Here is a 24,028-nt window from a genome sequence, read left to right on the forward strand (position 1 = left end):
GCGCGGCTACACGCGCTTCGAAACAATGCGAACCGTGCTGTTCCTCATCGCCGGCAAGCTAGATTTCTCCAGCTTCAACCCGCATGCCTCGTGAGCCGCGTTACCCACTGCATTTTCAAAAGAGCCGACTTTATAGAGGCCCCCGATAAAAGACATCTTCAATATTCTCAAAAGAGCATGGTTCGGCTTGGTTACACGTCGAGCGATGTAGAGAGGTTGCGAAGAACGAGCACGGCGCGCGCCATTGCGCTTCGCATTCAGTCGCTGCGGTTCGCCTGTCGGCATAGCATAGCCAGATGTTCCGGATATACCGAATGTTTATCCGATGAACAGGAACAGGAGCGTCTGGATGGACCCGTTGCGTGCGAATGGTGGCTCGTCCCCGGTAGGCCATTTTCCCGGACCGTGGACAGTGGAAAACCCGGCACCCACGTTACAACACGTGCCAACGGTGGAACGAGGAATGGTTGCGGATCCCACGCTCGCTGCCTTGCCCCCCATTCGCCGTACCCGCCCTACGATAACGGAACGCCTCGACGGCCTGTTGAGGGCTCCTGCCTCAGCGTTGCTCCCACGCCGTTCGACCCCCGCGCCGCGACAGTCCCCCTTCCTAGAGGCACCCAGGGACGTTAGGCGGCAAATCGCGGCCCATCTGCCGCCGGAGACACTTCGAAGCGTGTCCGCTGCAAGTAGCGTTCTGCGCGCGGAATTCGCTGAACAGGCGAACAGTCATACGCGGGCACTCGAGCTGTATGGGGGCTTTTGGCATAAAGCGACACACCAACGGCAAGTGCTCGTCGACGAGATGCTTGAGCTCATTCCTAAAATGCGGCCGCAGGATCGCCCCAACATCTTGAAGCTCGCAGCTTCGCTGATGCCACACCTGGCCGCCAGTCCCGCCCGTACCGAGTCGGCCAGGCAATTGCACACACTGCTGACAACGCAGGCCGTACTCGATGCTGACGTCACCACAGCCGCGTTCCATTTCCTCAAGAAGATCATCCCTCTCTTGCCGGCAGGCGAGCAGGCCGCGCGAATCATCGCAATCTTGGATTTGTACGAGCGGCTGGAGCCGAAAGGCCTGATGATGGGGGAAGCCCCCTACGCCTCCGAACACTATCTGGGGCCTCTGCCGCTACCGGCCGGCCGAAACGCGATCGCCAGACTGCGGGCGATGCAGGCACGCATCGAGCGCCGCCACGAGATGCGCTTTTCCTTGCATCAGAGGTGACCGTTTGTGGCGGCTCGGACGTTGGCACGCAAGCGCGCAAAGAGTAGTTTAAGAGCGCAATCTATGGTCGCGATAAGCAAGCGTTTTCAATGCGCTGTCGCGCTCATATTCGCCGTCCATGGAAAGGCAATCGTCCAGTTCATTCGCCAGCGCATCGATCGGCGCAACAAAAAAACTGGATGCAGGTCCATAACGTTGCGCGAGCGCTGCGACATCGAGAAGCGCTTCGTAGCGGCTGGTGCAGCGTGCGGGAAGTTCGGGCGTCGGCTCGGGCGGAGCGGAATTGGAATGCGGCGTCATGGTGACGGAAACGCACCCGCTCAACGCGAGTACGAACACGCCAAGGCAGACGCGAGCGCGGCGCGCAACGCTTGTCGAGTAACGGCGAGACCGGTTCTCGACGATGGGCTGGCGGCACGTGGGTGTACTTGATCGACTCATCATGAACTCAAGACCAGTGCGCGCGGACCCATATGCCACCTACCCAGTGTCCCGGGATCCAGACGCGCCTCGGCACAGGGGCTACATACACAGCGCGAGGCGCTACCGCGGCCGCCGGTGCTACGACCACAGCAGAGGGCGTCGCAGTCACGACGGCTGTCGGCGCCGCAACCACCGTGGGTGCTGCAACCACCGCTGGCGCCGGGGCAACCGCAGGTGTTGCGACGAGCTGTGCGGATCCCGAAACGACGACGCCGGAAGGAGGGGGCGGCGGCAATGCAGCGACAGCCGGTGCGGTGACGCCCACCGCAACGGATCCGACAGCGCCTGTCGTCACGCCCACACCCACCACCGCGCCCGGGTTTGTCACGACTGCACCGTGAGGGCCTGTCGTGCTGCCCGACACGACGGCCACCCCTGGCGCAACGCGGGTTGCGGTGCCGGTATGCGTGACGCTGTTTCCGTTCGGCCCTGATACGTTCACCGAGCGGTTACAAACGCCATTGGCGCAACTGGTCGATGCGTTGCCGCTCACGGTCTTGCCATTGGGCCCGGTGACGGTGCGCGACGAAGAAAACTGTCCGGGCCCGCTGCGCGTCACGCTTGTGCCAACGGAGGCAGTCCGGCCCTCCGGCCCGGTGATCGTGCCCGCATGAGTACAGGTGCCCCCAGCGCAGGAGGTGGTTCCCGCATGCGTGTAGGCGCCACCATATGGCCCGACGGCGGTGCCGCTGTTGCTGAACTGACCCGGCGCCGTTCGCGTGACGGTGCCGGTGTTCGTCGCAAGCTGGCCCAAGGGCCCCCTCACGGCGCCGCCATGTTCGCAACTGCCGCCGCCGCATGTGACGCCGTGTCTGTCCCGGTAGGCGCCGAGCGGCGTGACGCCCACTCCATGCGTAAGCAAGCCAGCGGAGGCAGGCGTGCTACCGAGAACGACAGCCGCTGCAACAGCGGCGAACAGCGCATTGCTCGCTATATTCGTAACTCGCGAAAGTGCGTGATTCATGTTTTCTATCGGTCGTTCATCAATTGCCTGGATAACGGACGTGCGCCCTCAATGCACAACAAACGCCGCGCGCACACTCGGCGCATAATATGCACCGCGCACCACTACCGCGGGCGGCGGGACGACAACGACGGGGCGTGCCACGACGGGAGCGGCGATATAGGCCACTGGCGGAGGCGGCGCCACGACATAGGCGGGCGCGACAGGCACTGCCGGTACAACGGCGACAGGCGCCGGAGCGAGCGGAATGTTGATGCCGACGGCCACGCCGGCGTACGCGGTGCCGGCTGCAAACACCGACATCGCGCCGGCTGTGATAACGAGAAGGGAGCGCAGTTTCATTGCATATCCTCGCGGAGTTCGTGCCACGAGAAGCGGGATGCCGATCGTGACGAACGGTTCCCACTGTAAAAAGTCGGCCTGATTGAGTCTATTAAAAATATATGTCGACGAGTTTCAATATACGAATCTCGTCGAACGATCCGAAAAAACCGGTATTTGTTCAGCTCGACATAAACCGACATGAAACGTTACCGACTCGAAACGATGAGGGTGTCGCGCTTCTCGTAAACTGTGCCCTCGTTACATATTGATGTTTTATATTAAACGAGGGAATCATGAAACACACCAATATTTCTTGCGCGATTGGCGCTGCTTTGATCGCGTTCGCGGCAGTACCGTCCGCCTTCGCGCAAAGCAATCTTCAGCGAACGATCGAGGCGCGCTTTCAATCGGCGGACGCGGACCACGACGGCAAATTGACGCTGGACGAGGCAAAAGCGGGCATGCCGCGCGTCGCGGCGCATTTCGATGAAATCGACAAGGACCATGCCGGTTATGTCACCGTCGATCAGATCGAGCAATACGCCTCGCAGCACATGAAGTAATCGTGATGCGTCGATGGCCTCGCACTCTGTTCGGCGGGAACGTCTTGCTGCTGATTGCATTGATCGTAGCGAGTCAGGCAAGTACGGTTGCGATTTTCCTGATCCTGGTGCAATACCCTCGCCTCGAGGATGCCGCTTCGGTCGAGGTGTCGCAGATTGTCTTGATCGAGCGAATGGTTGCCATGCTTCCGGCGTTGCAGCGCAGGCAATGGCTAATGGAATTGCATGCCGTGCCGCAGAGTGCGTTGCCGGCTGACGTGAGGGAGGGGGGCATTCCATCGACCTACATCGCGCGGCGGTGGTTCAAGCTCGTCACCAGCGAACTTCCGACGGGCCTTGACGTACGTTGGTCGGAGAGCGTGGGGCACCGGATTTGGATGCGGGTGTCCTTTGACAGCGGGCACCGCTGGATTCCACTACCGGCGACCTCGATTGCGGATACCGGAGTGTCGTGGAGCGCGGTCTGCTCGTTGTTGACGCTCGCCGCCTTCCCGGCGCTTGGCGCCCATCTGATTCATCGCCGCATCGCCGCCCCTTTGGAACGCCTTTCTCACGCGGCCGCGAGCGTCGAGCGGGGCGTTTGGCCCGATGCCGTGCCGGCTGATGGCCCGCTGAAGTTGTCGAGCGTGACCGTGACGTTCAATCGCATGATGGCATCGCTGGCGGAATTCGAGGCGACGAGAGCGGAGATGCTGGCCGGAATTTCGCACGATATCCGTACGCCGCTGACCAAGCTGCGAATGGCGCTAGGTGCACCTGAGACGCTTGACGCGCCGATCTTGACCGCCGAGCGCTTCATCGACGAAATCGACGTCACCATTCAGCAATTCGTCGACTTCGGGCGAGGGGGCGAGAGCGAAGGCCCGATCATGGGCGATTTGAATGCGCTTATCGGTCAGCTCGCGGCGGACTACGCCGGTCTCGGTCACGTGTTCGAGCTCGAGCTTCGTGCATTCCCGGAGTTTCCGTTTCGGCCCATCAGCGTGCAACGCTTGTTGATGAATTTGATGCAGAACGCTGTGACCTACGGGCGCGTTGGACTGTCCGTCACCACGTATGACGAAGATGGTTTTGTCGTCATTTGTGTAGGGGATCGCGGGCCTGGGGAGCCGCAAGAGTCGCTGTCGTCGCTCAAGCAGCTGTTCCGGCGCGGCACCCAGGCGACCGAGAAAGGGACGGGCCTTGGACTTGCGATCGTCGAGCGCATTGCGCGGCAACACGGCGGCAGTCTCGACCTTCGTTTGCGCGATGGCGGCGGGTTCATCGCCGAGGTGAAGTTGCTCGCGGGCTGACGTCCGTGCTTTTTGTTGCGGAGGGACGATGCTGTGAAGCAACGGCCCGGATCCGTTCGTGCAAGGTTTTCGCTTTTTGAATGTCACTCCGATGAAGATACGCGGCATATATAAGGCATTGCTGATTTTCGTGACTGTCACGGCCGCAATCGGCGTGTGGTCGAAAGAGCACCATCGAAAAGCCGAAGCAGCTTCCGAAGCTACGGTTGCGGCGGTGCCTGTCAGCGCTGCCGCTGTACGGATCAAAGACGTTCCGTCTTTCCTCGAGGCTCCGGGCACCGTCACCGCGGTACGCACCGTGACGATCACTACGCAAGTGAGCGGCACGCTTGACACGGTGAGCTTTCAAGAGGGGCAGATGGTCAAGAAAGGGCAGATCCTCGCGAGAATCGACTCACGCGCGTTGGAAGCGCAATTGATGCAGGCCACGGGCCTTCTGGATCGAGACTCCGCGCTGCTAGCCAACGCGCGTGTCGATCTTGAACGCGATCGCCAATTGATCAAGGTGGGTTCGATCACACAGCAGGCGCTCGATACGCAGCTTGCTACTGTTCATGCCGATGCGGGTACCGTCGACGCCGATCGCGGGAGCGTGAAGAACCTGCAAGTCCAAATCGGATACTGCACGATCGTGGCCCCTATCGATGGCGTCGTTGGGCTGCGGCTCGTCGATCCTGGCAACTACGTGACAGCGGGATCCACCACCGGCATCGCCGTGCTGACACAGCTCGAGCCGGCGATGGTTACGTTCTCGATGCCGGAGGACGATCTGGGCAGCGTCCATCGCGCCTTGTCAAACGGTGCCGTACCGGTACTCGCTTACGATCGCGACAAGAAGACCCTGCTCGCGTCCGGGGCGCTGCTCGCGCTCGACAATCAAGTCGATGCAACGACAGGAACGGTCAAACTCAAAGCTGAATTCTCCCATGCGGGCGATGCGCTTTTTCCCAATCAATTCGTGAATGTGCGCATGCAGGTCGATACATTGCGTGGTGTTCCGGTGGTACCGACCGTGGCGATCCAGCATGGTACGCAGGGTGACTTTGTGTTCGTCGTTGGTCGGGACGGCAAAGCCGTGATGCTAAACGTAAAGGTGGGGGCGGTCAGCGGCGACGATACGGCAATCGTCGATGCAACCGTGCACGCCGGTGAGCAAGTGGTGACCGAAGGTGCTGACAGGCTCGATCGGGGCACGCCGCTGCACGTCGTGGCGAACTGAGTCAGGTTGTCCATGAGCATTTCGCGTCCCTTTATCGAACGGCCCATTGCGACCGCGTTGCTGATGATCGCGCTGTTGCTGGCGGGCTTGATCGGCTACATGTTGCTGCCGGTATCGGCGCTACCCGAAGTCGACTATCCAACCATCCAGGTTTTCACGCAATATCCAGGTGCGAGCCCCGATGTCGTGGGCTCGACGATCACCGCGCCGCTCGAGCGGCAGCTCGGCGAGATGCCGGGCCTCAAGACGATGAATTCGACGAGTTCGAATGGCGTCTCCACGATTACGCTGCAGTTCGATCTCTCGCTGTCGCTCGACGTGGCGGAGCAGGAAGTGCAGGCGGCGATCAATGCCGCGGCGACGTTCTTGCCGGCGAACCTGCCTTACCCGCCTGCGTACAGCAAAGTGAATCCGGCCGATGCGCCAGTATTGACGCTTTCGCTCTCGTCGGACGTCCTGCCGCTGACCGAGGTCGAGGATCTGGCCGATACACGGCTTGCCCAGCAAATCTCGCAAATCGCGGGCGTCGGGCTCGTGAACATTGCCGGCGGTGCCCGGCCGGCGGTGCGAGTCGAAGCCGACGCGGCTCGTCTCGCCTCGCTGGGTATGTCGCTCGACGACGTGCGAACCGCGCTCGGTAGCGCGAACGTCGATCTGGCGAAAGGCAATCTCGACGGACGGCATCAGGCCTATTCAATTGGGGCAAACGATCAACTCCTCGCCGCCAGCGACTATCGCAACCTTGCAATTGCATACAAAAACGGCGCACCCGTGCGGTTGTCACAAGTCGCCCGAACCATCGACGGTGCGGAAAACGTCGAGCAGGTCGCGTGGACGAACGGAAAACCGTCGATATTGCTGAACGTTCATCGACAACCGGGTGCCAACGTGATTGCGGTTGTCGACCGTGTGACGAAGCTGTTACCGCAGCTACGTGCCAACTTGCCGGGAACGGTCAAGGTCGACGTGCTGACCGATCGGACACAAACGATACGCGCATCCGTGAAAGACGTGGAGTTCGAGCTCGTCGCGGCGATCGCGCTCGTCGTCATGGTGATCTTTGTCTTTCTGCGCAGCCTGCCCGCCACGGTGATTCCCGCGATCACCGTGCCGCTTTCGCTTTTTGGCACGCTGGCGGTCGCCTATGGGCTCGGGTTTTCGTTGAACAATTTGACGCTGATGTCGTTGACGATCGCAACGGGCTTTGTCGTCGACGATGCGATCGTGATGATCGAGAACATTGCTCGCCGCATGGAGGGTGGAGAGCGTCCGCTTGAAGCTGCATTGAACGGAGCGAAGCAGATCGGTTTCACGATTGTTTCGCTCTCGCTTTCGCTGATCGCCGTCATGATCCCGCTGCTTTTCATGGGTGACGTGGTTGGCCGCCTGTTTCGCGAATTTGCGTTGACGCTGGCGATCGCCATCGTCATGTCGGCGTTTGTATCTTTGACACTTACACCGATGATGTGCGCGCGCATGCTCGAGCGGCCATCGGCGGGCGAGCACGCGTCGCGCAAAGATCTGTTCGAACGTATCAACGTCCGCTACGTCTCGGCGCTCGATTGGGTGCTGGAACATCGCGGCGTGACTCTCTTGTCTGTCGCATTGACGGCAGTGGCGACTTTCGCCGTCCTGTTGCTGATGCCCAAGGGCTTTTTCCCGGAGCAGGATACCGGACTCTTGCAAGGGATATCTCAGGCGGCACCGACAATTTCATTTTCCCGCATGGCACTCGATCAACAATCGCTGATGCGCTCGCTCGCGCGGGATCCCGCGGTGTCCAGCCTTTCCTCGTTCGTGGGCATTGACCAAACGAACCCCACCGTGAATCAGGGTACGTTGCTGATCAATCTCAAAGACCGGTCGGAGCGTGAGGATGCGTCGACTGTTATTCGCAGACTTTCGCGAGCGAGTTCGGGTCACGCGGGTATTCGACTTTTTCTGCATCCGGTGCAAGACCTGACGCTCGATGCGGCGTTATCCACGACCAGTTATCGACTTGGATTGCAATGCGTCGATCCGGTTTTGCTGGAGACGTGGACTCAACGTCTGGTGAAGGCGCTCGAAGCCGATCCGGCCTTCGCGGATGTACAAAGTCAGGCACTGCAGCGTGGCAATCACGTGGAATTGAGGTTCGATCGTGATACGGCATCGCGGCTGGGCGTGACGCCACAGGCGATCGACGACGTACTTTACGACGCGTTCGGCCAGCGCCAGGTATCGACGATCCTTGCACCGTCCAATCAGTATCACGTGGTGCTGGCTGCCAATCGGGCGACGGAGGACCTCGCAAATCTGCTTTCCGGGCTGTACGTGAGCACTCCGTCAGGCGCTACGGCACCGCTTGCGTCGATGGCAACGCTGCATATCGGAACGGCACCGCTCACGATTCGCCGACAGGCTCAGTTTCCCTACGCCGACGTGTCGTTCAATCTCGCGCCGGGTTACTCGCTCGGCACCGCGCTCGCGCACCTACGCGCGGTGGAATCGAAGATCGGTCTGCCTACGGCGGTTCAGGCGTCGCTCGAGGGCGCCGCCGCCACATTCGAGGCATCGTTATCGAACGAAGCGTATCTGGTGCTCGCCGCAATCGTAGTGGTCTATCTGATGCTCGGCATGCTGTATGAAAGCTTCATTCATCCCGTGACGATTTTGTCTACGCTTCCGTCGGCTGCGCTTGGGGCACTCGTTGCGCTCGTCGTGACGGGAACCCAATTCGACATCATGGGGCTGATCGCAATTGTGCTGTTGATCGGCATCGTCATGAAGAACGCAATCATGATGATTGATTTTGCGCTGGAGGCAGAGCGCACCGAGCACCTAAGTGCCATCGTGGCGATTCGGCGTGCGGCGCAGCAGCGTTTTCGTCCGATTCTGATGACGACGATGGCATCGCTCTTCGGCGCCTTACCGCTCGCGTTTGGTGGCGGGATGGGCGCCGAACTCAGACGGCCGCTCGGCATCGCCATTATCGGCGGACTCTTCGTGAGTCAAATGCTGACGCTCTTCTCGACGCCGGTCATCTATCTTGCGCTGCATGGCTTGGCGGCGCGCCGACGCCCGCGTGAGGCGGCAGCACCAAGCGCTGCATACAGCGAGGAGCCCGGATCATGAATCCGTCGGCTCCGTTCGTCCGCCGGCCGATTGCCACGACGCTTCTGGCGATCGCGTTGGCGTTGGCGGGTATCCTGGCGTTCAAGCTGCTGCCTGTTGCGCCGCTGCCGGAAATCGACTTTCCGACGATCAACGTTCAGGCGCGCTTGCCAGGCGCCGATCCACGCACGATGGCCAATTCTGTCGCGACGCCGCTCGAGCGCCAATTTGGGCGAATTGCCGGTGTCACGCAAATGACGTCGGTCAGCTCGCTCGGGCTTGCACAGATTACGCTGCAATTCGATTTGAACCGCAACATCGACGGCGCGGCGCGCGATGTCCAGGCAGCGATCAACGCGGCGCGTAGCAATCTGCCCGTCAACCTTGACGGCAATCCGACCTATCGCAAGGTCAATCCGGCCGATTCCCCGGTGATGGTGCTGTCGCTCACGTCCGATTCGGCCACGCGCGCGCAGGTCTACGACGCAGCCTCGACCGTCCTCGTGCAACGCTTGCTGCAGACGCCGGGGGTAGGGGACGTTGTCGTCGGCGGCGCCGCATTGCCGGCTGTACGTGTCGAAGTCGATGCGAACCGGACGAGCCACTATGGCGTCAGTCTCGAAGCGATTCGCGCGGCGTTGACGAATGCCAGCGTCGATTTCCCGAAGGGATCGGCAACCGCCAATGGACAGGCCTACCAGCTGGGTGCGAACGACATGTTGTATACGCCCGAGAATTATGGGCGCGTCATCGTACGCAACGACGGCAAACAGATCGTGCGCGTCAGCGATCTCGGAACAGTAGGCGAGGGCCTCGAAAACGAGCAAACCTACGGTCTTGCGAACGGAAAGCCTGCGGTGTTGCTGATCGTGTACAAGCAACCCGGTGCAAATGTGATCGACACCGTCGAAAACGTCAAGGCCGCATTGCCGTTTCTCAAGGCATCGATCTTGCCGACGATTCGTCTCGATGTTCTGGTGGACCGCACGCTGACGATTCGTGCGTCGTTGCTGGACGTCGAGATTACGCTGCTCGTCTCGGTTCTGCTCGTCACCGCCGTAACATTCGCATTTCTGCGCGACTGGCGGGCGACGTTGATTCCCGCCATTGTCGTTCCGCTGTCGCTGTTGAGCACGTTTGGCGTGATGTATCTGCTTGGCTACAGCTTGAACAACCTGTCGCTGATGGCGTTGACGATCTCGACAGGGTTTGTCGTCGACGATGCGATCGTCGTGGTCGAGAACATCATCCGCCACCTCGAGCTCGGTAAACGTCCTATCGAGGCGGCGCTCGCGGGCGCGCGTGAAGTTGGATTTACGGTGTTTGCGATCAGCGTGTCGCTCGTTGCCGTCTTTATCCCGCTGCTGTTCATGGGAGGGCTTGTCGGCCGCCTGCTGCGCGAGTTCTCGGTGTCGTTATCGGTGTCGATCGTGATGTCGATGCTGATTTCGCTGACGGTGAGCCCGATGCTGGTCAGCCGCATCATGCGTGCAAAGACCGGCGAGGGCGCAGGCCGGTCTGGCCAGCATGAGACAAACGGGTTTTATGCCAGATCGCTTCGGTGGGTTCTGCGGCATCCGCGTCTCATGGGCTTGGTGACGATCGGAGTGTTCGTGCTGAACGTCGCGCTTTTCATCATCGTACCGAAGGGCTTTTTCCCACAGGAAGATACCGGGCTATTGCTTGGCACCGTTCAAGCGTCTCAACAGATCTCCTACCGTGAAATGCAGGAGCGATTTCAGCAGATCAGTGAGATTGTCGGACGCAATGGCCAAGTGGATTCGGTGGGCGGCGTGGTAGGCGGAAGCAATGCGATCAACAACGCGTTACTGTTCATCACGCTCAAACCGCTCTCACAGCGCAAGGAGAGTGCTGAGCAGGTCGTTGCGCAGTTGCGCGATGCGCTGGCTGCGGTGCCGGGTGTGAAGCTCTATTTGCAATCGGTTCAAGATTTGTCGGTGGGAGGCCGGCAAAGCGGCGCTCAGTATCAATACACGATGACAGCCGGCTCGGAGACAGACCTTGATGCGTGGGTGCCGCGCGTGGCGGCGAAAATGCGGGCCTTGCCGATTCTCCAGGATCTCAATACGGATCAGCAGGACGATAGCTTGCAGGCCGCGATCAACGTCAACCGCGATATTGCAGCGCGGCTGGGGGTGCCCTATTCGTCGATCGACCAGACGCTTTATGACGCGTTCGGTCAGCGGCAGGTGTCGACTATCTATCGCGCGGCGAATCAATATCATGTCGTAATGGAAATGGCGGCTCAGGATAATGGCTCGCCGCGTGCGCTACGAGGCATCTACGTGCCCGCCGCCACGCAGTCCGGCAAGCAGGCGACAGGCGCGCCTCCTGGTGGCGGCTTGACCGCGAACGCAGCCGCCACGCCATCGACTGCCGCACAGCCCGGTGGTCGCGCGCTTGTCCCGCTCGATGCATTGGGGCGTATTTCCACAGATCGCGCGGCAATCTCGATCAACCATCAGGGCACGTTTCCGGCAGTAACCGTCTCCTTCAACTTGCGCCCGGGAGCGGCGATTGGGGATGCGACGCGGGAAATTACCGCTTCGCTTGCGTCGTTGCACCTTCCTGCGAGCGTGGTTGGTGCGTTTGCGGGTACTGCACAGGCGTTCAGGCAGTCACTCGCCAGCGAGCCGCTTTTGCTGCTTGCCGCGCTTGTATCGGTCTATATCGTGTTGGGAATGCTCTACGAAAATCTTGTCCACCCGTTGACGATCCTGTCGACGTTGCCTTCGGCTGGGGTTGGCGCAATGATCGCATTGCTCGTCACGCATACGGAGTTTTCGGTCATCGCGCTGATCGGTTTGCTTTTGCTTATCGGGATCGTCAAGAAAAACGCCATCATGTTGATCGATTTCGCGCTCATAGAGGAGCGCGAGCACGGGGCGTCGTCGCAAGACGCGATCATGCGTGCCTGCCTTGCGCGCCTGCGGCCGATCACGATGACGACCGTTGCAGCGATTTTTGGGGCGCTTCCATTGCTGATTGGCGATGGGTACGGTTCGGAGTACCGTCGGCCTCTTGCTGTCGCGATCATTGGTGGCCTTGCGGCCAGTCAGTTCCTGACGCTCTACACCACGCCTGTGATTTACCTCTGGTTGGGCCGCGCCGAACGTCGGCTTCGGCGGCTGAGAACTTCCCCTTGATATGAAACCGCAATTGATCATTCGCGCACTGAGCGCGCTAGCACTGACGCTTGGCGTGTGCGCCTGTACGCTGGGGCCAGATTACCGGAAGCCCGACATCGACATTCCCACATCCTTCAAGGAGCAGGGCACGGAATGGCTGCGGGCAGACCCGGGCCCGCAGCAGGGTGTTTCCGGGCAATGGTGGTTGGCGTATGGGGACGATGAGCTGACACACTTGATCGAGACGGCGTTGCGCGCCAATCAATCGATCGCCAGTGCGCAGGCGGCCTATCTCGCCGCGAAAGCCAATCTCGAGGGCGATCGAGCCGGATTCTTTCCGACATTGGGGTTGGATTTTTCTGCTTCGCGCGGGCGCCGCGATACGGCGACAGGTTTGGGCGGCGCGGCAAGCGCCAATCCGGTTGTTGCGCAATCGCTGAATGCATTGACGGGGGTGCATGACACGTTCGATGCCGCCGCGACGGCCAGCTGGGAGCCTGACCTCTGGGGCAAGGTTCGTCGTCAAGTGGAATCGGGGAAGGCCGCGGCGCAGTCAGCGGATGCGACACTGGCCGGCGTGCGGCTGTCGATTGCCGCATCGGTGGCGAGTGACTACTTCCAGGCGCGTCAGCTCGACATCGATATCGCATTGCTCAAACGTCAGCAGAAGATCGATATGCATCTGGTGGACATCACGCTTGCGGCGCACGAGCGAGGTGTCGCGTCAGACGATAATGTGCTTGCAGTGCGCAATACGCTCGACGCCGTAACGTCGCGTTTGCAAACTTCAGAAGCATCGCGTGAACAAGCGGAGCACGCGATCGCCGCGTTGATTGGTGTGATGCCCGCGCAATTTTCGCTCGAGCCGCGCGACGATTATTCGTTCCGTACGCCGGTGATTCCTGATGCTGTACCGTCGACGTTGCTGAAAAGGCGTCCCGACGTTGTGAGCGCCGAACGAATGGCCGCGTCCGCCAACGCGCAAATCGGCGTTGCACAGGCGGCGTTCTTTCCCTCGATCGATCTTTCGGCGGATGGGGGATTCGAGCACAACACGCTCGCGCATTTATTGACGCTGCCGAATCGAATCTGGACATTGGGGCCGGACGTTGCTGCAACGCTGTTGGATGGCGGGGCGCGCAAGGCCGCGCTCCATGCGGCTCAGGCGAACTACGACGAGCAAGTCGCGAACTATCGGCAGACTGTGCTTAACGCATTTCAGAGCGTAGAGGACAACCTTTCTTCGCTGAACCACCAGCAGCGGCAGACGGCGGCACTCGAGCGCGTCTTTCGACGTAACGAAGCGCTGCTTGCGAGCGCGCGGGCACAGTTCGCGGCTGGCACCATGAGCGAGGCGAACATGCTGAATCAGGAAGTGGCGCTGCTCGGCGCTCGACAGGATTTGAGCGATGCCAAAGGCACGTTCATGCAGCAGAGCGTCGGGCTGGTGAAGAATATCGGGGCGGGGTGGGCAGGGTTGGCGGTTCGATAGTGAAGGAAAAGGGATGCGTTTCGGATATTGCGGCCGTTATTCGTAAGTCGATCGATCAAGGTGAAGGGCGTGCAGCATCATGCTCGCTTTTACCGCGAGAGCGGACTGCTGACTGCTTTTTGTGCATTAATGTAAGGAACGGCTCAGCAAAAGTCTGTCCGCTTGAATGATGTGAAAACGTCGTGCATCTCAGTCAAATTGGCTTATGAATAGACCGCCTGTCGACTATCGCCCTGGTTCAGCGCCTCCCTCTTGGGGTGCTGGAACCCAACATGTAAACAAACCGCCACAAGGCGAACCGCCACGAGGGCGTTCGTACGCCCGGCAACCTCCATCGCAGGGCCCCCTTGCACACCTGCAAGACAGAAGGGGCAAAGCGCCGTCAGCGCCGAGTCCAGCATCTACTTTGACGCACACCGCGAGGGCGAGCGAGCGCTCGAGTGGCAGATTTGGTTTCGTGCCTCCACAAAGCACCTCTGGATGGCCTGGCAGCGGATCGGGCAGCTCCGCTTCAACGGGTGACAGTAACTGGTCGACGGGGTTTTTCAGGCCACTCCCGCCGGAACGTAGAAATGAGAAGCGAAAGCAGTTGGATGAATTGCAACAGTTCAGGAGGCAGGTCTTTCCGACGTATAAGACAGACCAGCTTCGTTTCACTGAGTCGCCGCCCCGGTTGACAGTTCCGTTGCCTGCATCAAGCGAAACACCGACACCCCGCAGCGCGAGACGCTCCTCACGCATGAAAGACGTCCGGCAACTGCGTAAGGCTGAGTGGGACAAGCAGATGGTGTTCGAAGAGGACCCACGGCCCAGCGGCAGCCAATCGTAAAGCGAGGGCGAACGGAGTTTTTTGTCGCGTAGCAAGCGCATTGTTGATGGGGCGATGCGCACGTTTGTGAGTCCCCTCGCTGCCGTCGAACTCGCATCCGCACATCGGGTTCGACGCGCGCGCCATTCATGATTTTGACACCTTCGAAGGGAGCCTACTGGCGCTTGGCTAGCTGAAGCGCCTCTACCATCTCCGGGTCGGCCGTCCAACCGCCCTCATCGATAAGCTGCTCCGCCGATGCTCCGCCACGAATCGCATCGACATATCGGTCGCGCGCCGCCGTCCACTCCCGGTCCCACCGTGCCTCGATTGCGCCGAGTCTGTCATTCGCCGCCTCCTGCGCGGTGGACGGGATAGATGCCAACTGACGACGGGCGGATTCGATGGCATAACGGCGCGCGGACACGAAATGAGATCCGCGACGATCCTTTTTCTCTAGTTGGCACATTTTGTCGCTCCGGGGCATCACGTGCTCGTACAGCCCCAGGACATTATTGAAAGACTGGACGCGCTCGTCTTCCGGCAGGTCCGCAACTTCAAGTAATGATGCGGCATATGCTATCCGCCCAGTGCACGGACGCTGAGTCGTCACCAGGGTATAGAGCTCCTTGGCCGTTTGAGCCCGCGCACTGGGAGCCTTTACATTTCGTAAAGATGCGGCCACGCGTATCAGGATGTCAGGGAGATCGCGTGGGTGTATTGAAGGAATCAGTCTCAGCACTTCTCGGCACGCCGCTTGACGCACCCGGTCGAGGCGTTGTGCCCGCACCGTTTTGTTTCGGAAGTGGTCGAGGAAGCGATGCTCTCCCACCTTTTCGTTTTCGAGGCGCCCGAGGAAGTGGTGCACCCGAAGTGCCGTGTTTGTATCAACGGCGCCGCTGACATCACGCATCGCACGATTCAGAGAGTGAAAGCCTTGGCGCTCCTCAAAACGGAGGTAGCCTGCAATCTCCGCGCGGATATCGTAACCCGCGCGCTCGAGGCTGCTAGGGGCCCCGGGCACTTGCCCGGCGGAACGAGTGAACGGATTAGCCGACCTCCAAAACGGTGCGCGTTGCTCCCCGGGGTAACCCTGCGGACGGGGGCGGAGGGGGGCGAGTAGCGGATCCGTAGCACTCTGTTCCTTCGCCCGCTGCTTGCCCGCGGGAGCGGGCGAGGCATCATTCGGCCCAGCTTGGGGCTGGGCAAGATCGGATCGTTGCGGGCGAATAGAGATAGGCATCAAGACACTCCTGAACGGTTCCCGCGGCTGCGACGACCGTCAGGCACGCACCCAACTCTGCATCGGTATAATGACCGGACCTCCGGCAGTCGACGCAGCATTCGCACTCGCCGGTTCGACGCGTGCGGGGGGGCTGCTTTTGTCTGCGCGCGTGAGCAATGTGTTGCCGATTGCTGCTGCTCGAGCGTCTTCGCGTTGCTCGACTGCCGTGCGCGCATAGCTCTGCCAAAGGGGGTCCTCGAGACCGAACAAGCAAACCGCCATCAGCGCGGTATGCAGAGCGGAACGCTTCGCTCCGTCGACATCGTCGTCGAGTACCCGCCGGGCGTCGGTCCATGCCTGTCGCCGCAGGTACCGCCATGCCGATGCAGTTGATCCGCCGGCCCACGCGGGTCGCAGCACGCGAATGGCGTCGAGCAGATCGTCGAAATCCGTGCCGTCGTCAAAGTGCGACGCCGACCACAAGATATTCGCCAGGCCATTCGCAATATCATCTTTGCATTCTATAAGCGTCACAATATCCTCTGCTTTCGGTGTGTCGCGGCTCGAGGGTCCTGTCCATTGGCCGTCACCTGAAGTTCAGTGTCGGCGAACCACGATGCGCATTGATGACAAGTGCGAATAATGTCATCGCAGTCCGAAGCGTTCGTTGTTCCCGCGTTGCCGTCGCATGCATGCACACGGCGGGAAATCAGGCGTTTTTCGTCCCGGGAGGCTGCAGATGCGGTAACAAGACGACACTCTCCTGTTCGTTCGGATCCGTGCGTGCGATGACGGTCAGACAGCTCTCCGTGTCGCTCGGGTTATACGGCAGGTGTGGCATGCCAGCAGGAATGTAGAAGAATTCTCCGGCGTTCACTTCGGCATGCTGATCCAGGTTTTCACCGAACCATACGCAGGAGTGCCCGCTCAATACATAAATCGCTGTCTCGTGAGTGTCGTGCATGTGCGCTTTTGCGCGTGCAAGCGGCGGTAGGGTCGCCAACTGCATATGGATACCCGTGGCACCGACCGTTTCGGCCGAAATCCCCGACTCGTAAATCAGCGCTTGTTTCCCTGGGACAGGCTCACCGGGACGCACTACCTTGCAGGAGGCCTTTTTTTGATGTTCGCGTTGCATGACAAATCTCCTTCTGGATTGCCGATCTGGCTAGAATTAAACGGATGAGTGCCTTAGCTTATTTCGCTTCGTCGGCCACAATTCAGGAAACAATTATTTGCCAGACGCGAACGCGTGGATCTCACGCGCGAAGCCGGCCAAGGAAAGCTGATCGCGCGCCTGGTCGACGAACACACTAGCCAGCAACGCCAACATCAATACGGTCAAAGCCCCCTTCACCGGTTGCGACATCGACTGCAGATCGATCTTTTGCGACGCTTTTCCGGTGAAACCAAAGCCGATGTCAACCAGGAGCAGCAGTACCGTCATCGGTGCAGCCAGCTTGGCGATGGTCTCGATGAGTGAATCGGTTTTCTGCAGAACGAATGACTCGAGGATGCGATCGCCGACGGGAAGCATATCGCCAAGGGGCCACCAACGATATGAATCATAGAGTGCGCCGAGAAGAAACGTCATTCCGCCGAGCGTCCAGAAAGCCCCGATCGCGAACAGACTCAGCAGCGTGGAGGTCAGCGACGTTTCCTGTCCATGAACCGGATCGTTCAACTGCACCGAGTTGTACCCGCTCAGATCATCGACGTACCCTCCAATGCTCTGCGCTGCCCAAAAGACCGTCGATGCGGAAAATCCAAGCACCAAGCCAATCACGGCTTCCTTTAGCCCTATGGCTACCTGCATTAATGCACTTTGCTCAACAAAGATGCCTTGTTGACCGTAGGCGACGACACACCCCCACAGTAGTGACAGCGCGGTCCGCACCGCACCCTGAAGGACGGTGTCGCCCGTTGGCGGAAACACCATCATGAGCACCATCAGACGCGCGCTGCACAAGGCGACCAGAGCCGCTAACGATTCGAATTTGTGGCTTAGAGTCAATAAGGAAAGCGTGAAGTCGCTCATTCAACGTCTCTGCATCCAGGTACGAAATAAAAGCCCGACTTGTGTGGAGCAAGCGGAGGAAGCGAATCGCTACTTGGGGGAAAGCGTCAGAAGCCAGGCCCCGTATTAGGCCGTCTGTTCTCGGACGATTCCTCATCCTGGGCGTCCTCGATCGCCGTTTCGATGGCGGAGATCAACGTCTTGCGGCGACTGTCATAGACATCGATGCGTGCGCGGTTTTGAAGTATTTGGGCGCTCTGTTTTCGGACATCCGCGAGCTTGGCGTCGAGCGCCGCGGCAGATCGGTCGGCTTCCGCCTGCAGCATCGCTTTGCGGTCGGACAATACCGTCCGGTGTTCGCGCAACATCAGAAACTGATCGGCACGAAAGCTTTTGCCGCCTATCATCGCGTCTATCTTGCCGTCCTGGCGCTTCGTTTCGGCAATCTGTGCCTCGACAGCAGCTTGCCGCTGCTTGAGGTCGGTGTCGAGCTCGGCCGATTCCGCGCGCAGCGACGCAAGCGCTGTTTCCAATTTTCGGCCGAGTCGTTCCCGGCGCGATAAAACCCGCTGCAAAGCAAGTACACGTCGGTCTTTCATGCCGATCTCCTCTAGTTGCTCTAATTGCCGACGATTTGGCTCAACGCCGCGATAGTGTCGTTCGGGTCGGCGAGGAAGTCTGTTTCTTGCGACAGGAATGCGCGAATTTCATCGATCTTGAAAATCGCCTCATCGGCGAGCGCGTCGCTGCCTTGCTGGTATTCCCCGACCTGCAGCAGCAGTTCGACTTCCTTGTGTTTAGCCATCAGTCGCCGCACATGCGCCGCTGCGGCGACGTGCCCACGGCTGACCACCTGCGACATCACGCGAGAGAGGCTCCCCAGCACGTCGATTGCCGGATAGCGGTTCTGTGCGGCGATCTCGCGGGAAAGGATCATGTGCCCATCAAGGATGCCTCGCACCTCCTCCGCAATCGGATCGCCGCCGGATTCGTCCTCCGCCAGCACCGTATATAGTGCCGTGATCGATCCTGACTCCGAGCGGCCGGCGCGTTCGAGTAATCGAGGCAGCTCCGCGAAGATCGATGGCGGAAAGCCTCGCCGGGTCGGCGGCTCTCCCATCGCGAGACCAATTTCGCGCTGCGCGCGCGCGAAGCGGGTGAGCGAATCCATCATGAGCAGCACGCGCAGGCCTCGGTCGCGAAAATATTCGGCGACTGCCGTTGCCGCGTACGCCGCCTTGGCGCGCTCGATGGACGACCGATCGGACGTTGCGCAGACAACGACCGAGCGCGCCATCCCTTCGTCTCCCAGAATCTGCTCGACGAACTCCCGAACTTCACGGCCCCGCTCACCGATGAGCGCGATGACGTTGACATCACATTGCGCACCTCTGGCGAACATGCCCATCAGCGTGCTCTTGCCGACACCCGCCGGTGCAAAGATGCCCATGCGTTGCCCTTCCGCAAGCGTCATCATGCCGTCGACAACGCGGACGCCTGTCGGTAGGGGGCAATCGAGTATAGGACGGCTCATGGGGTCGGGAGGATCGCAGAAGATGGGCCGGAACTCTATGCAACCCGAATCGCCCTTTCCGTCGATCGGGCGGCCCAGGCTGTCGATTACGCGGCCAAGCAAGCGATCCCCGACGGGAATCGAAAGGGGGCGCTTCAGGCCCGTGACGCGCGTTTCGCGCGAGATATTGCCGAGCCGGCCGAATGGGGATAGCAAGGTGACTTCACGAGAGAAGCCGACCACCTCCGCCAATTGCAAAAACTGACCCTGCGGCGTTCGCAGCTCGCAGAGTTCGCCAAGCGTTGCATCGAGGCCCGAGACGCGCACGAGCGTTCCGATGACTTCCTGTACCTTCCCAAACCTCGAAGGTTGAGATCGGCCTCTTAGCTCGCGTTCGATTGCGTCCGCGATCGATGTAAAGCGGTTGGGCGTCATCGAAGGATCCTTATGTCCGATCGGCATCCCACTTCCTTGCTGGGCACCAGGGGGGAGTTGCATTGTCATCCTTCGTAGGCGTTGGAGTACTTATCGGAATAGGCGTCATCGCCTTCGTCGTCTTGATCGACTTCGTCGAATTCGAAGTCCTCATCGAATTCGAAGTCTTCGTCGGAGTCCGATTCTTCGTCGGAGTCCGATTCTTCGTCGTCGTCCCGCGCTTCGCCCAATTCCTGGCTTTCGCCAGCGTTCGCGAGCGCTTCAGCGAACCGGTAGTCCGATCCTGCGGGCTCGTGCTCACTCATGTGTTGGGCATCATCGCTATACGTGGCAGCGCTATCGTCGAGAGCTTCGGCCGCTAGAGCGGGTTGGTCCTCGGCCGTGGCCGAATGGGGAGCCGGTAGTGAATCAGCCTGGTCTGGCTCGTCGCATAGACTTTCCACGGCACGCGACAAGGCGTCGCGCATTGCGCCCAGCTGCGACTCCAGACTCATTTCGAGGCTGCCCAGATCGGTTTCGCAAAGGCACGCGCCACGGCTCAATGCAGGATCGGCGCGCACTTGCAAGCGGACCGCGCAGCCGATCTCGCGCCATTCTTTCGCTGCTTCGGCGAATGCGACGCTCGCGTTTGCAAAGTCATCGGGGTGGACGATGATTTGCACGGGGCTACCGTCGGCTACGAGCCGTTCCAGCGTTGCTGCCGCCTGAGCAAACAGCGCTTTCGGATCGCTAGTGCCGACGATTTGTTCCACAGCGAGCGCCACGAGGCCAACGAGCCGTTCGTGCTGCCGACGCTCGATCAACCGCGATTGTGCGTGCATCCTCATGACCTGGTCTTGCCAAGTCGCGACGGCGTGTTGCATGCCGACCTCGAAACCGCGTTGCGCGGCGCTTTCGTATTCGGCCTGTGCATGTGCGAGTAACTCCTGTGCCTGCGCTTCAGCCTGTGCGAGGATTTCCTGCTGCTTCGCCGTTGCCGCGTCGAGGGCAGCGTCGCAACGCGCCTTTGTCTCGCGAAATGCCTCGTCGATTTCGACGAGCGTCGCGAAATCTTCCCGGCGCAATATGTCGTCGCTCGCACCGACGCCCATGTCGAGCCCGTCACCTTCATCGAAGGGCTTGCGCAACCAGATCACCATGACTGCTCCGGGAAGAGCTTCGGAAGCACACCCGCGATCCATGCGCTCGCACCGAGGTCTCGATGCGGCAGGGGGGGCGGGCATGACTCAGCGCACGAATCGACCGGCAAAGCAAATTGTGCGAGCGCAAGAGGCCCGTGGCCGTTCCATCCGTAGTCGCGCTCGAGCAGCTGGAGGCCTCGCCAGGCCAGGAGATCACCGGCGCCTTCGCCCGCGGGCAAAGGATCTGCATCCGGCACGTGTCCAGCGGTGGGCGCCGGCAGAAAGCTATAAATCAAACTAGCTGCCAGTTCGCCAACCCATTCCCTCAATTGAGCGCGTCTGGGCCGATCTATCCATGTGCGCAATTCGTTGACGTGCGCCAATAGCGCGCGCAAGCGGCAAACGCAAAGACACGCGGGCAAAGGCAGCAATGCGAGCGCTGTACCGGCAGAGGCGAAGGCCGAGAGCGGCGGCTCTGGCAGGCCTGCCTGTTCGAGGAATGCTTGCGCAAGAGTCGCGCTTTGGGTGGGATTGGAGACATGCAAATACCTGCTGAAAGAAAGGCAGGCGAGCCGAAGCGGATGCATCCATTCGAACAACGTCTGCCTGCGATGAACGTATGTCGTCAGCCGGGAGGCAATATCGGCTGCCCCTGGCGTGACCGAACCGGCCAGCGATGCCGGCGCCGTCTCCGCGCACGCGGCCTGCGGGTTTCGTTGCTCACTTGGCTCGGGTTGCGATTGCATTTCATTCGTCCTGATGGCGCTTGCAGATCGAACTTAGCCGGATGCATTCGCCTTGCGCTGTCCCTTGTTCAATAGCGGAAAGGACATGAGGCGGCGCTTTATTTCGGGAGCGTGCGGGCCGAACAGGGCATAGCCGACGGCTCCCGCCACTGCTAGGACCCCAAGGAGGACCGCGGCAAGTGTCAGTAGTCCGCCGTTGCCCGAATTCCTTGGCGGCAGCACGAGTGGATCGGATGCCATCGACGTCACGCTCACCTGATCGTACGAAAGACCCTCGATACTATGGACGACAAGGTTCTTGATCGCTGGCGTGAGCGCTTGAACGTCCGCATCGGGCCGGTACTTGATGAACACCGCGGCGGACGACGGCTTCGCGTTCGATGCCAACGGGTCGTTGTTCGGAAGCACGATCTGCACGCGTGCCACGATTACCCCGTCGATTTTTGATAACGTGTCATCGAGTTCTTGAGACAGGCCGTAGATGAAACGCACACGTTCTTCGGTTGGTGTGGACACGAGGCCGTCCTTCTTGAACAGCGCGCCCAAGTCATCATAATGTTTGCCGGGAATGCCACGCGCGGTCAGAATCGCCATCGCGCGCGCGATATCGCCATCGTTCACCGAAACCGTCCATGTCTTGCCCGCGTCCGGTGTGCTCTTTTTTGCGTCGACGCCGTTCTGGAGCAGGGCCGCAACGATTTCGTTGCAGCTACGTTCGTCGAGTTGCCCGAACAACTGGGATTTGCACGCGCTGAGCGAAATGCAAAGCGCTGCGCAAACGATTACGCCGCAAGTACGGGAGACCGATGCCCAACGTGGCTTAGGCGTTTTCATCTTATTGGTTTTTCATGAGAGTATCGACCGCATTCTTCGAAGATTGAGCGGCAGCCATCTTGAATTGCAAATTCATGGACGCCTGCGTGATTTCATACTGCACCAGCATGGTTGCGGAAGCTGCCTGGCCGACGTTCCATTCACCCATGTGTGTCGAGATGTAGCTCATATCGTTGGGAAATTGGTGATCGGCATCGTCTTGCTTCTGAATTGCTTGTTTCAGCATATTATTTTCGGGCGCGGACTGCCCGGACACCTGCGCCGGCTCTTGGGCAAGAAGCGCTTGAAACTTATCGATAAGATGCTGCGAGACGCCGTTGGTACTTGTGTCCGCTCCAGCGGAGCTCATCGCCTGTTGAATGAGCTGAGATTCAATAGAAGAGATCATTGCTCGGTTCTCCGACAACGTATATGTCAAACTCGAAGATATGACAACGCAAGCGTGCCATCACCATTCGCAGCGGTTGAGGCCGCTGTCTTCACTGGTTGTTCCGTACTCGCATGCTCCTGAGTAAGCGCTTCGACCGACTCGGGGGTGACAAAGTGTCCCGTGCGATGAGCGCTGGCAATCGCGGCATTCAAGTCTTCGTTGGCGAGGTATATCTTCGCTAGCCGGCCCGCGTCGTCCTCGGCATATTCCCGAACGAGCTTTTCGGCCTCCCCCTTCCAATCCAATGCACCCTGAGATCGGTGGCACGCGAGTACCATCGCTTTGCACAGAGGCACGCAAACCGAACGCGCACCCAGATCGTTGAAGATGGCCTCCGCTTCATCGAACCGCTTCCGTTGGTAAAAAAGGAAGCCGTCGAACAATTTAAGTCCGTCGAATCCAGGGTACAGGCAATGCAGCGCAGCGAGGGTCTCTTCCACATCCTCGAGATCGGAAAGTGAAAGCTCGTCTTTTAGGGCGAGCTGGAATTTAACGATATAGACTAACGCCGCAAAAATGTTCTTTGGGCAGTCCGGCCCGTCGCTTGCAATAGACATCCGGCTCTCCTGGAAATCAAAGTTGATTTTGCTTTCCGCTTTGTGACTGGTGATCAATGCACCTGAGGTTAAGCGGCGTGGGCCCCCGGTCAACATCGAACCGCGAAGTCCGACATCGATATGCGAACGTGCTCTGTCGGAACCTCCTTGTTCCGTTCGCCGTAAAAACGTGTCCCGCTTCCAGTGATCGATGCCGCAGGGCGCATGTGTGGAGACGGCGTCCGTGCCGATAGGCTGGTCACTCATGTCTGGTTGGGCGGAGCGTCGGACATTGAATCAAAACTTCGCGCCGGATGATCCATCGTTTTGCCCATTCCATTACACACAAGTCCGCGTGAGCGGCTTGTAAACTGTCGCGACTTGCCGTTTACTCTTGCTTTTTGCGCGGCACGCGAATGGCACGAGCAACGGAGAGCTGGGCGGCAATGGAATTCAAGGGCATCGATCTGGGCGACAAGCGCCTGAACCGGCGGGCAATCCTGCTGGCTGAGCAACTGTCGGGCAATCCGACGGCGAGCATTCCGCTGGCGTG

The 24,028-nt window shown here is 60.0% G+C and carries 20 protein-coding genes and 1 pseudogene; 9 read left to right on the forward strand and 12 right to left on the reverse strand.

All coding sequences use genetic code 11. From position 1 onward, the window contains the following. The first annotated feature begins 790 nt into the window (after positions 1-790). The gene (locus GWC77_RS24055; RefSeq protein ID WP_173261034.1) at positions 791-1,231 is read left to right on the forward strand and encodes a hypothetical protein; all 441 of its coding nucleotides are present in this window, start codon (positions 791-793) and stop codon (positions 1,229-1,231) included. Positions 1,232-2,064: 833 nt separating this feature from the next. Next, entirely contained in the window at positions 2,065-2,328 is a 264-nt protein-coding gene (locus GWC77_RS24060) for a hypothetical protein (RefSeq protein ID WP_173261036.1), read from the forward strand. Between the two features lie 398 nt (positions 2,329-2,726). Here GWC77_RS24060 and GWC77_RS24065 read toward each other — a convergent pair whose 3' ends face one another. Beyond that, entirely contained in the window at positions 2,727-3,020 is a 294-nt protein-coding gene (locus GWC77_RS24065) for a hypothetical protein (protein ID WP_173261038.1), read from the reverse strand. A 275-nt stretch (positions 3,021-3,295) separates the two neighbouring features. On the opposite strand from GWC77_RS24065, the gene GWC77_RS24070 reads away from it, so the two are divergent. From GWC77_RS24070 to GWC77_RS24095, 6 genes are all read left to right on the forward strand, one after another. Continuing rightward, a complete protein-coding gene (locus GWC77_RS24070) occupies positions 3,296-3,565 on the forward strand; it encodes an EF-hand domain-containing protein (protein ID WP_173261040.1) in 270 nt (89 codons plus the stop codon). Between the two features lie 5 nt (positions 3,566-3,570). After that, entirely contained in the window at positions 3,571-4,857 is a 1,287-nt protein-coding gene (locus GWC77_RS24075) for an ATP-binding protein (RefSeq protein ID WP_173261042.1), read from the forward strand. A gap of 76 nt (positions 4,858-4,933) precedes the next feature. After that, positions 4,934-6,076 (forward strand): efflux RND transporter periplasmic adaptor subunit, encoded by a 1,143-nt coding sequence (locus GWC77_RS24080; protein ID WP_254367135.1) that lies wholly within the window; start codon positions 4,934-4,936, stop codon positions 6,074-6,076. A gap of 12 nt (positions 6,077-6,088) precedes the next feature. Next, positions 6,089-9,190, forward strand: a complete 3,102-nt coding sequence (locus GWC77_RS24085) for an efflux RND transporter permease subunit (protein ID WP_173261044.1) — start codon at positions 6,089-6,091, stop codon at positions 9,188-9,190. After that, the gene (locus tag GWC77_RS24090) at positions 9,187-12,336 is read left to right on the forward strand and encodes an efflux RND transporter permease subunit (RefSeq protein ID WP_173261046.1); all 3,150 of its coding nucleotides are present in this window, start codon (positions 9,187-9,189) and stop codon (positions 12,334-12,336) included. The genes GWC77_RS24085 and GWC77_RS24090 overlap by 4 nt, the downstream gene beginning before the upstream one ends. 1 nt (position 12,337) lies before the next feature. Next, complete coding sequence (locus GWC77_RS24095; RefSeq protein WP_173261048.1) at positions 12,338-13,810, forward strand: efflux transporter outer membrane subunit; 1,473 nt, start codon at positions 12,338-12,340, stop codon at positions 13,808-13,810. 983 nt (positions 13,811-14,793) lie between these two features. On the opposite strand, the gene GWC77_RS24100 is transcribed toward GWC77_RS24095, so the two are convergent. From GWC77_RS24100 to GWC77_RS24150, 11 genes and pseudogenes are all read right to left on the reverse strand, one after another. Beyond that, positions 14,794-15,531 carry a hypothetical protein gene (locus tag GWC77_RS24100; RefSeq protein ID WP_173261050.1) on the reverse strand — a complete coding sequence of 246 codons (738 nt, stop codon included), beginning with the start codon at positions 15,529-15,531 and terminating at the stop codon, positions 14,794-14,796. Positions 15,532-15,900: 369 nt separating this feature from the next. Further along, positions 15,901-16,377 carry an HrpB1 family type III secretion system apparatus protein gene (locus GWC77_RS24105; protein WP_173261052.1) on the reverse strand — a complete coding sequence of 159 codons (477 nt, stop codon included), beginning with the start codon at positions 16,375-16,377 and terminating at the stop codon, positions 15,901-15,903. A 175-nt stretch (positions 16,378-16,552) separates the two neighbouring features. Beyond that, positions 16,553-16,981, reverse strand: a complete 429-nt coding sequence (locus GWC77_RS24110) for a cupin domain-containing protein (RefSeq protein WP_173261054.1) — start codon at positions 16,979-16,981, stop codon at positions 16,553-16,555. A 93-nt stretch (positions 16,982-17,074) separates the two neighbouring features. Further along, complete coding sequence (gene sctT / locus GWC77_RS24115) at positions 17,075-17,881, reverse strand: type III secretion system export apparatus subunit SctT (RefSeq protein ID WP_173261056.1); 807 nt, start codon at positions 17,879-17,881, stop codon at positions 17,075-17,077. Between the two features lie 86 nt (positions 17,882-17,967). Continuing rightward, complete coding sequence (locus GWC77_RS24120) at positions 17,968-18,459, reverse strand: type III secretion system protein (protein WP_173261058.1); 492 nt, start codon at positions 18,457-18,459, stop codon at positions 17,968-17,970. Positions 18,460-18,479: 20 nt separating this feature from the next. Next, on the reverse strand, positions 18,480-19,835 hold the full coding sequence (gene sctN, locus GWC77_RS24125) for a type III secretion system ATPase SctN (RefSeq protein ID WP_254367137.1): 1,356 nt from the start codon (positions 19,833-19,835) through the stop codon (positions 18,480-18,482). 38 nt (positions 19,836-19,873) lie between these two features. Then, complete coding sequence (gene sctL, locus GWC77_RS24130; protein ID WP_173261062.1) at positions 19,874-20,947, reverse strand: type III secretion system stator protein SctL; 1,074 nt, start codon at positions 20,945-20,947, stop codon at positions 19,874-19,876. Continuing rightward, positions 20,941-21,675 carry a type III secretion protein HrpB4 gene (locus tag GWC77_RS30375; protein ID WP_173261064.1) on the reverse strand — a complete coding sequence of 245 codons (735 nt, stop codon included), beginning with the start codon at positions 21,673-21,675 and terminating at the stop codon, positions 20,941-20,943. Before GWC77_RS30375 ends, sctL begins: the two co-directional genes overlap by 7 nt. A 135-nt stretch (positions 21,676-21,810) precedes the next feature. After that, positions 21,811-22,509: pseudogene (gene sctJ, locus GWC77_RS24140) on the reverse strand (type III secretion system inner membrane ring lipoprotein SctJ); the annotation flags it as partial. Position 22,510: 1 nt separating this feature from the next. Further along, positions 22,511-22,897 carry a serine kinase gene (locus GWC77_RS24145; RefSeq protein WP_173261068.1) on the reverse strand — a complete coding sequence of 129 codons (387 nt, stop codon included), beginning with the start codon at positions 22,895-22,897 and terminating at the stop codon, positions 22,511-22,513. A 26-nt stretch (positions 22,898-22,923) separates the two neighbouring features. Further along, complete coding sequence (locus tag GWC77_RS24150) at positions 22,924-23,742, reverse strand: HrpB1 family type III secretion system apparatus protein (RefSeq protein ID WP_173261070.1); 819 nt, start codon at positions 23,740-23,742, stop codon at positions 22,924-22,926. A 149-nt stretch (positions 23,743-23,891) separates the two neighbouring features. Between GWC77_RS24150 and GWC77_RS24155 the strand changes: the two genes are divergently transcribed. Next, a partial coding sequence (locus tag GWC77_RS24155) for a transposase (RefSeq protein ID WP_254367138.1) occupies positions 23,892-24,028 on the forward strand: 137 nt, incomplete at its 3' end.

The organism is Paraburkholderia sp. NMBU_R16 (assembly GCF_013282575.1).
Lineage (GTDB): Bacteria > Pseudomonadota > Gammaproteobacteria > Burkholderiales > Burkholderiaceae > Trinickia.

Bases quoted from the DNA above. Each gene is read 5' to 3' on its own strand.
- GWC77_RS24065 (WP_173261038.1), bottom strand. From the start codon at position 3,020: ATGAAACTGCGCTCCCTTCTCGTTATCACAGCCGGCGCGATGTCGGTG.
- GWC77_RS24070 (WP_173261040.1), top strand. From the start codon at position 3,296: ATGAAACACACCAATATTTCTTGCGCGATTGGCGCTGCTTTGATCGCG.
- GWC77_RS24075 (WP_173261042.1), top strand. From the start codon at position 3,571: ATGCGTCGATGGCCTCGCACTCTGTTCGGCGGGAACGTCTTGCTGCTG.
- GWC77_RS24085 (WP_173261044.1), top strand. From the start codon at position 6,089: ATGAGCATTTCGCGTCCCTTTATCGAACGGCCCATTGCGACCGCGTTG.
- GWC77_RS24090 (WP_173261046.1), top strand. From the start codon at position 9,187: ATGAATCCGTCGGCTCCGTTCGTCCGCCGGCCGATTGCCACGACGCTT.
- GWC77_RS24095 (WP_173261048.1), top strand. From the start codon at position 12,338: ATGAAACCGCAATTGATCATTCGCGCACTGAGCGCGCTAGCACTGACG.
- GWC77_RS24100 (WP_173261050.1), bottom strand. From the start codon at position 15,531: ATGCGTGATGTCAGCGGCGCCGTTGATACAAACACGGCACTTCGGGTG.
- GWC77_RS24110 (WP_173261054.1), bottom strand. From the start codon at position 16,981: ATGCAACGCGAACATCAAAAAAAGGCCTCCTGCAAGGTAGTGCGTCCC.
- sctT (WP_173261056.1), bottom strand. From the start codon at position 17,881: ATGAGCGACTTCACGCTTTCCTTATTGACTCTAAGCCACAAATTCGAA.
- GWC77_RS24120 (WP_173261058.1), bottom strand. From the start codon at position 18,459: ATGAAAGACCGACGTGTACTTGCTTTGCAGCGGGTTTTATCGCGCCGG.
- sctN (WP_254367137.1), bottom strand. From the start codon at position 19,835: ATGCCGATCGGACATAAGGATCCTTCGATGACGCCCAACCGCTTTACA.
- sctL (WP_173261062.1), bottom strand. From the start codon at position 20,947: ATGGTGATCTGGTTGCGCAAGCCCTTCGATGAAGGTGACGGGCTCGAC.
- GWC77_RS30375 (WP_173261064.1), bottom strand. From the start codon at position 21,675: ATGCAATCGCAACCCGAGCCAAGTGAGCAACGAAACCCGCAGGCCGCG.
- GWC77_RS24145 (WP_173261068.1), bottom strand. From the start codon at position 22,897: ATGATCTCTTCTATTGAATCTCAGCTCATTCAACAGGCGATGAGCTCC.
- GWC77_RS24150 (WP_173261070.1), bottom strand. From the start codon at position 23,742: ATGAGTGACCAGCCTATCGGCACGGACGCCGTCTCCACACATGCGCCC.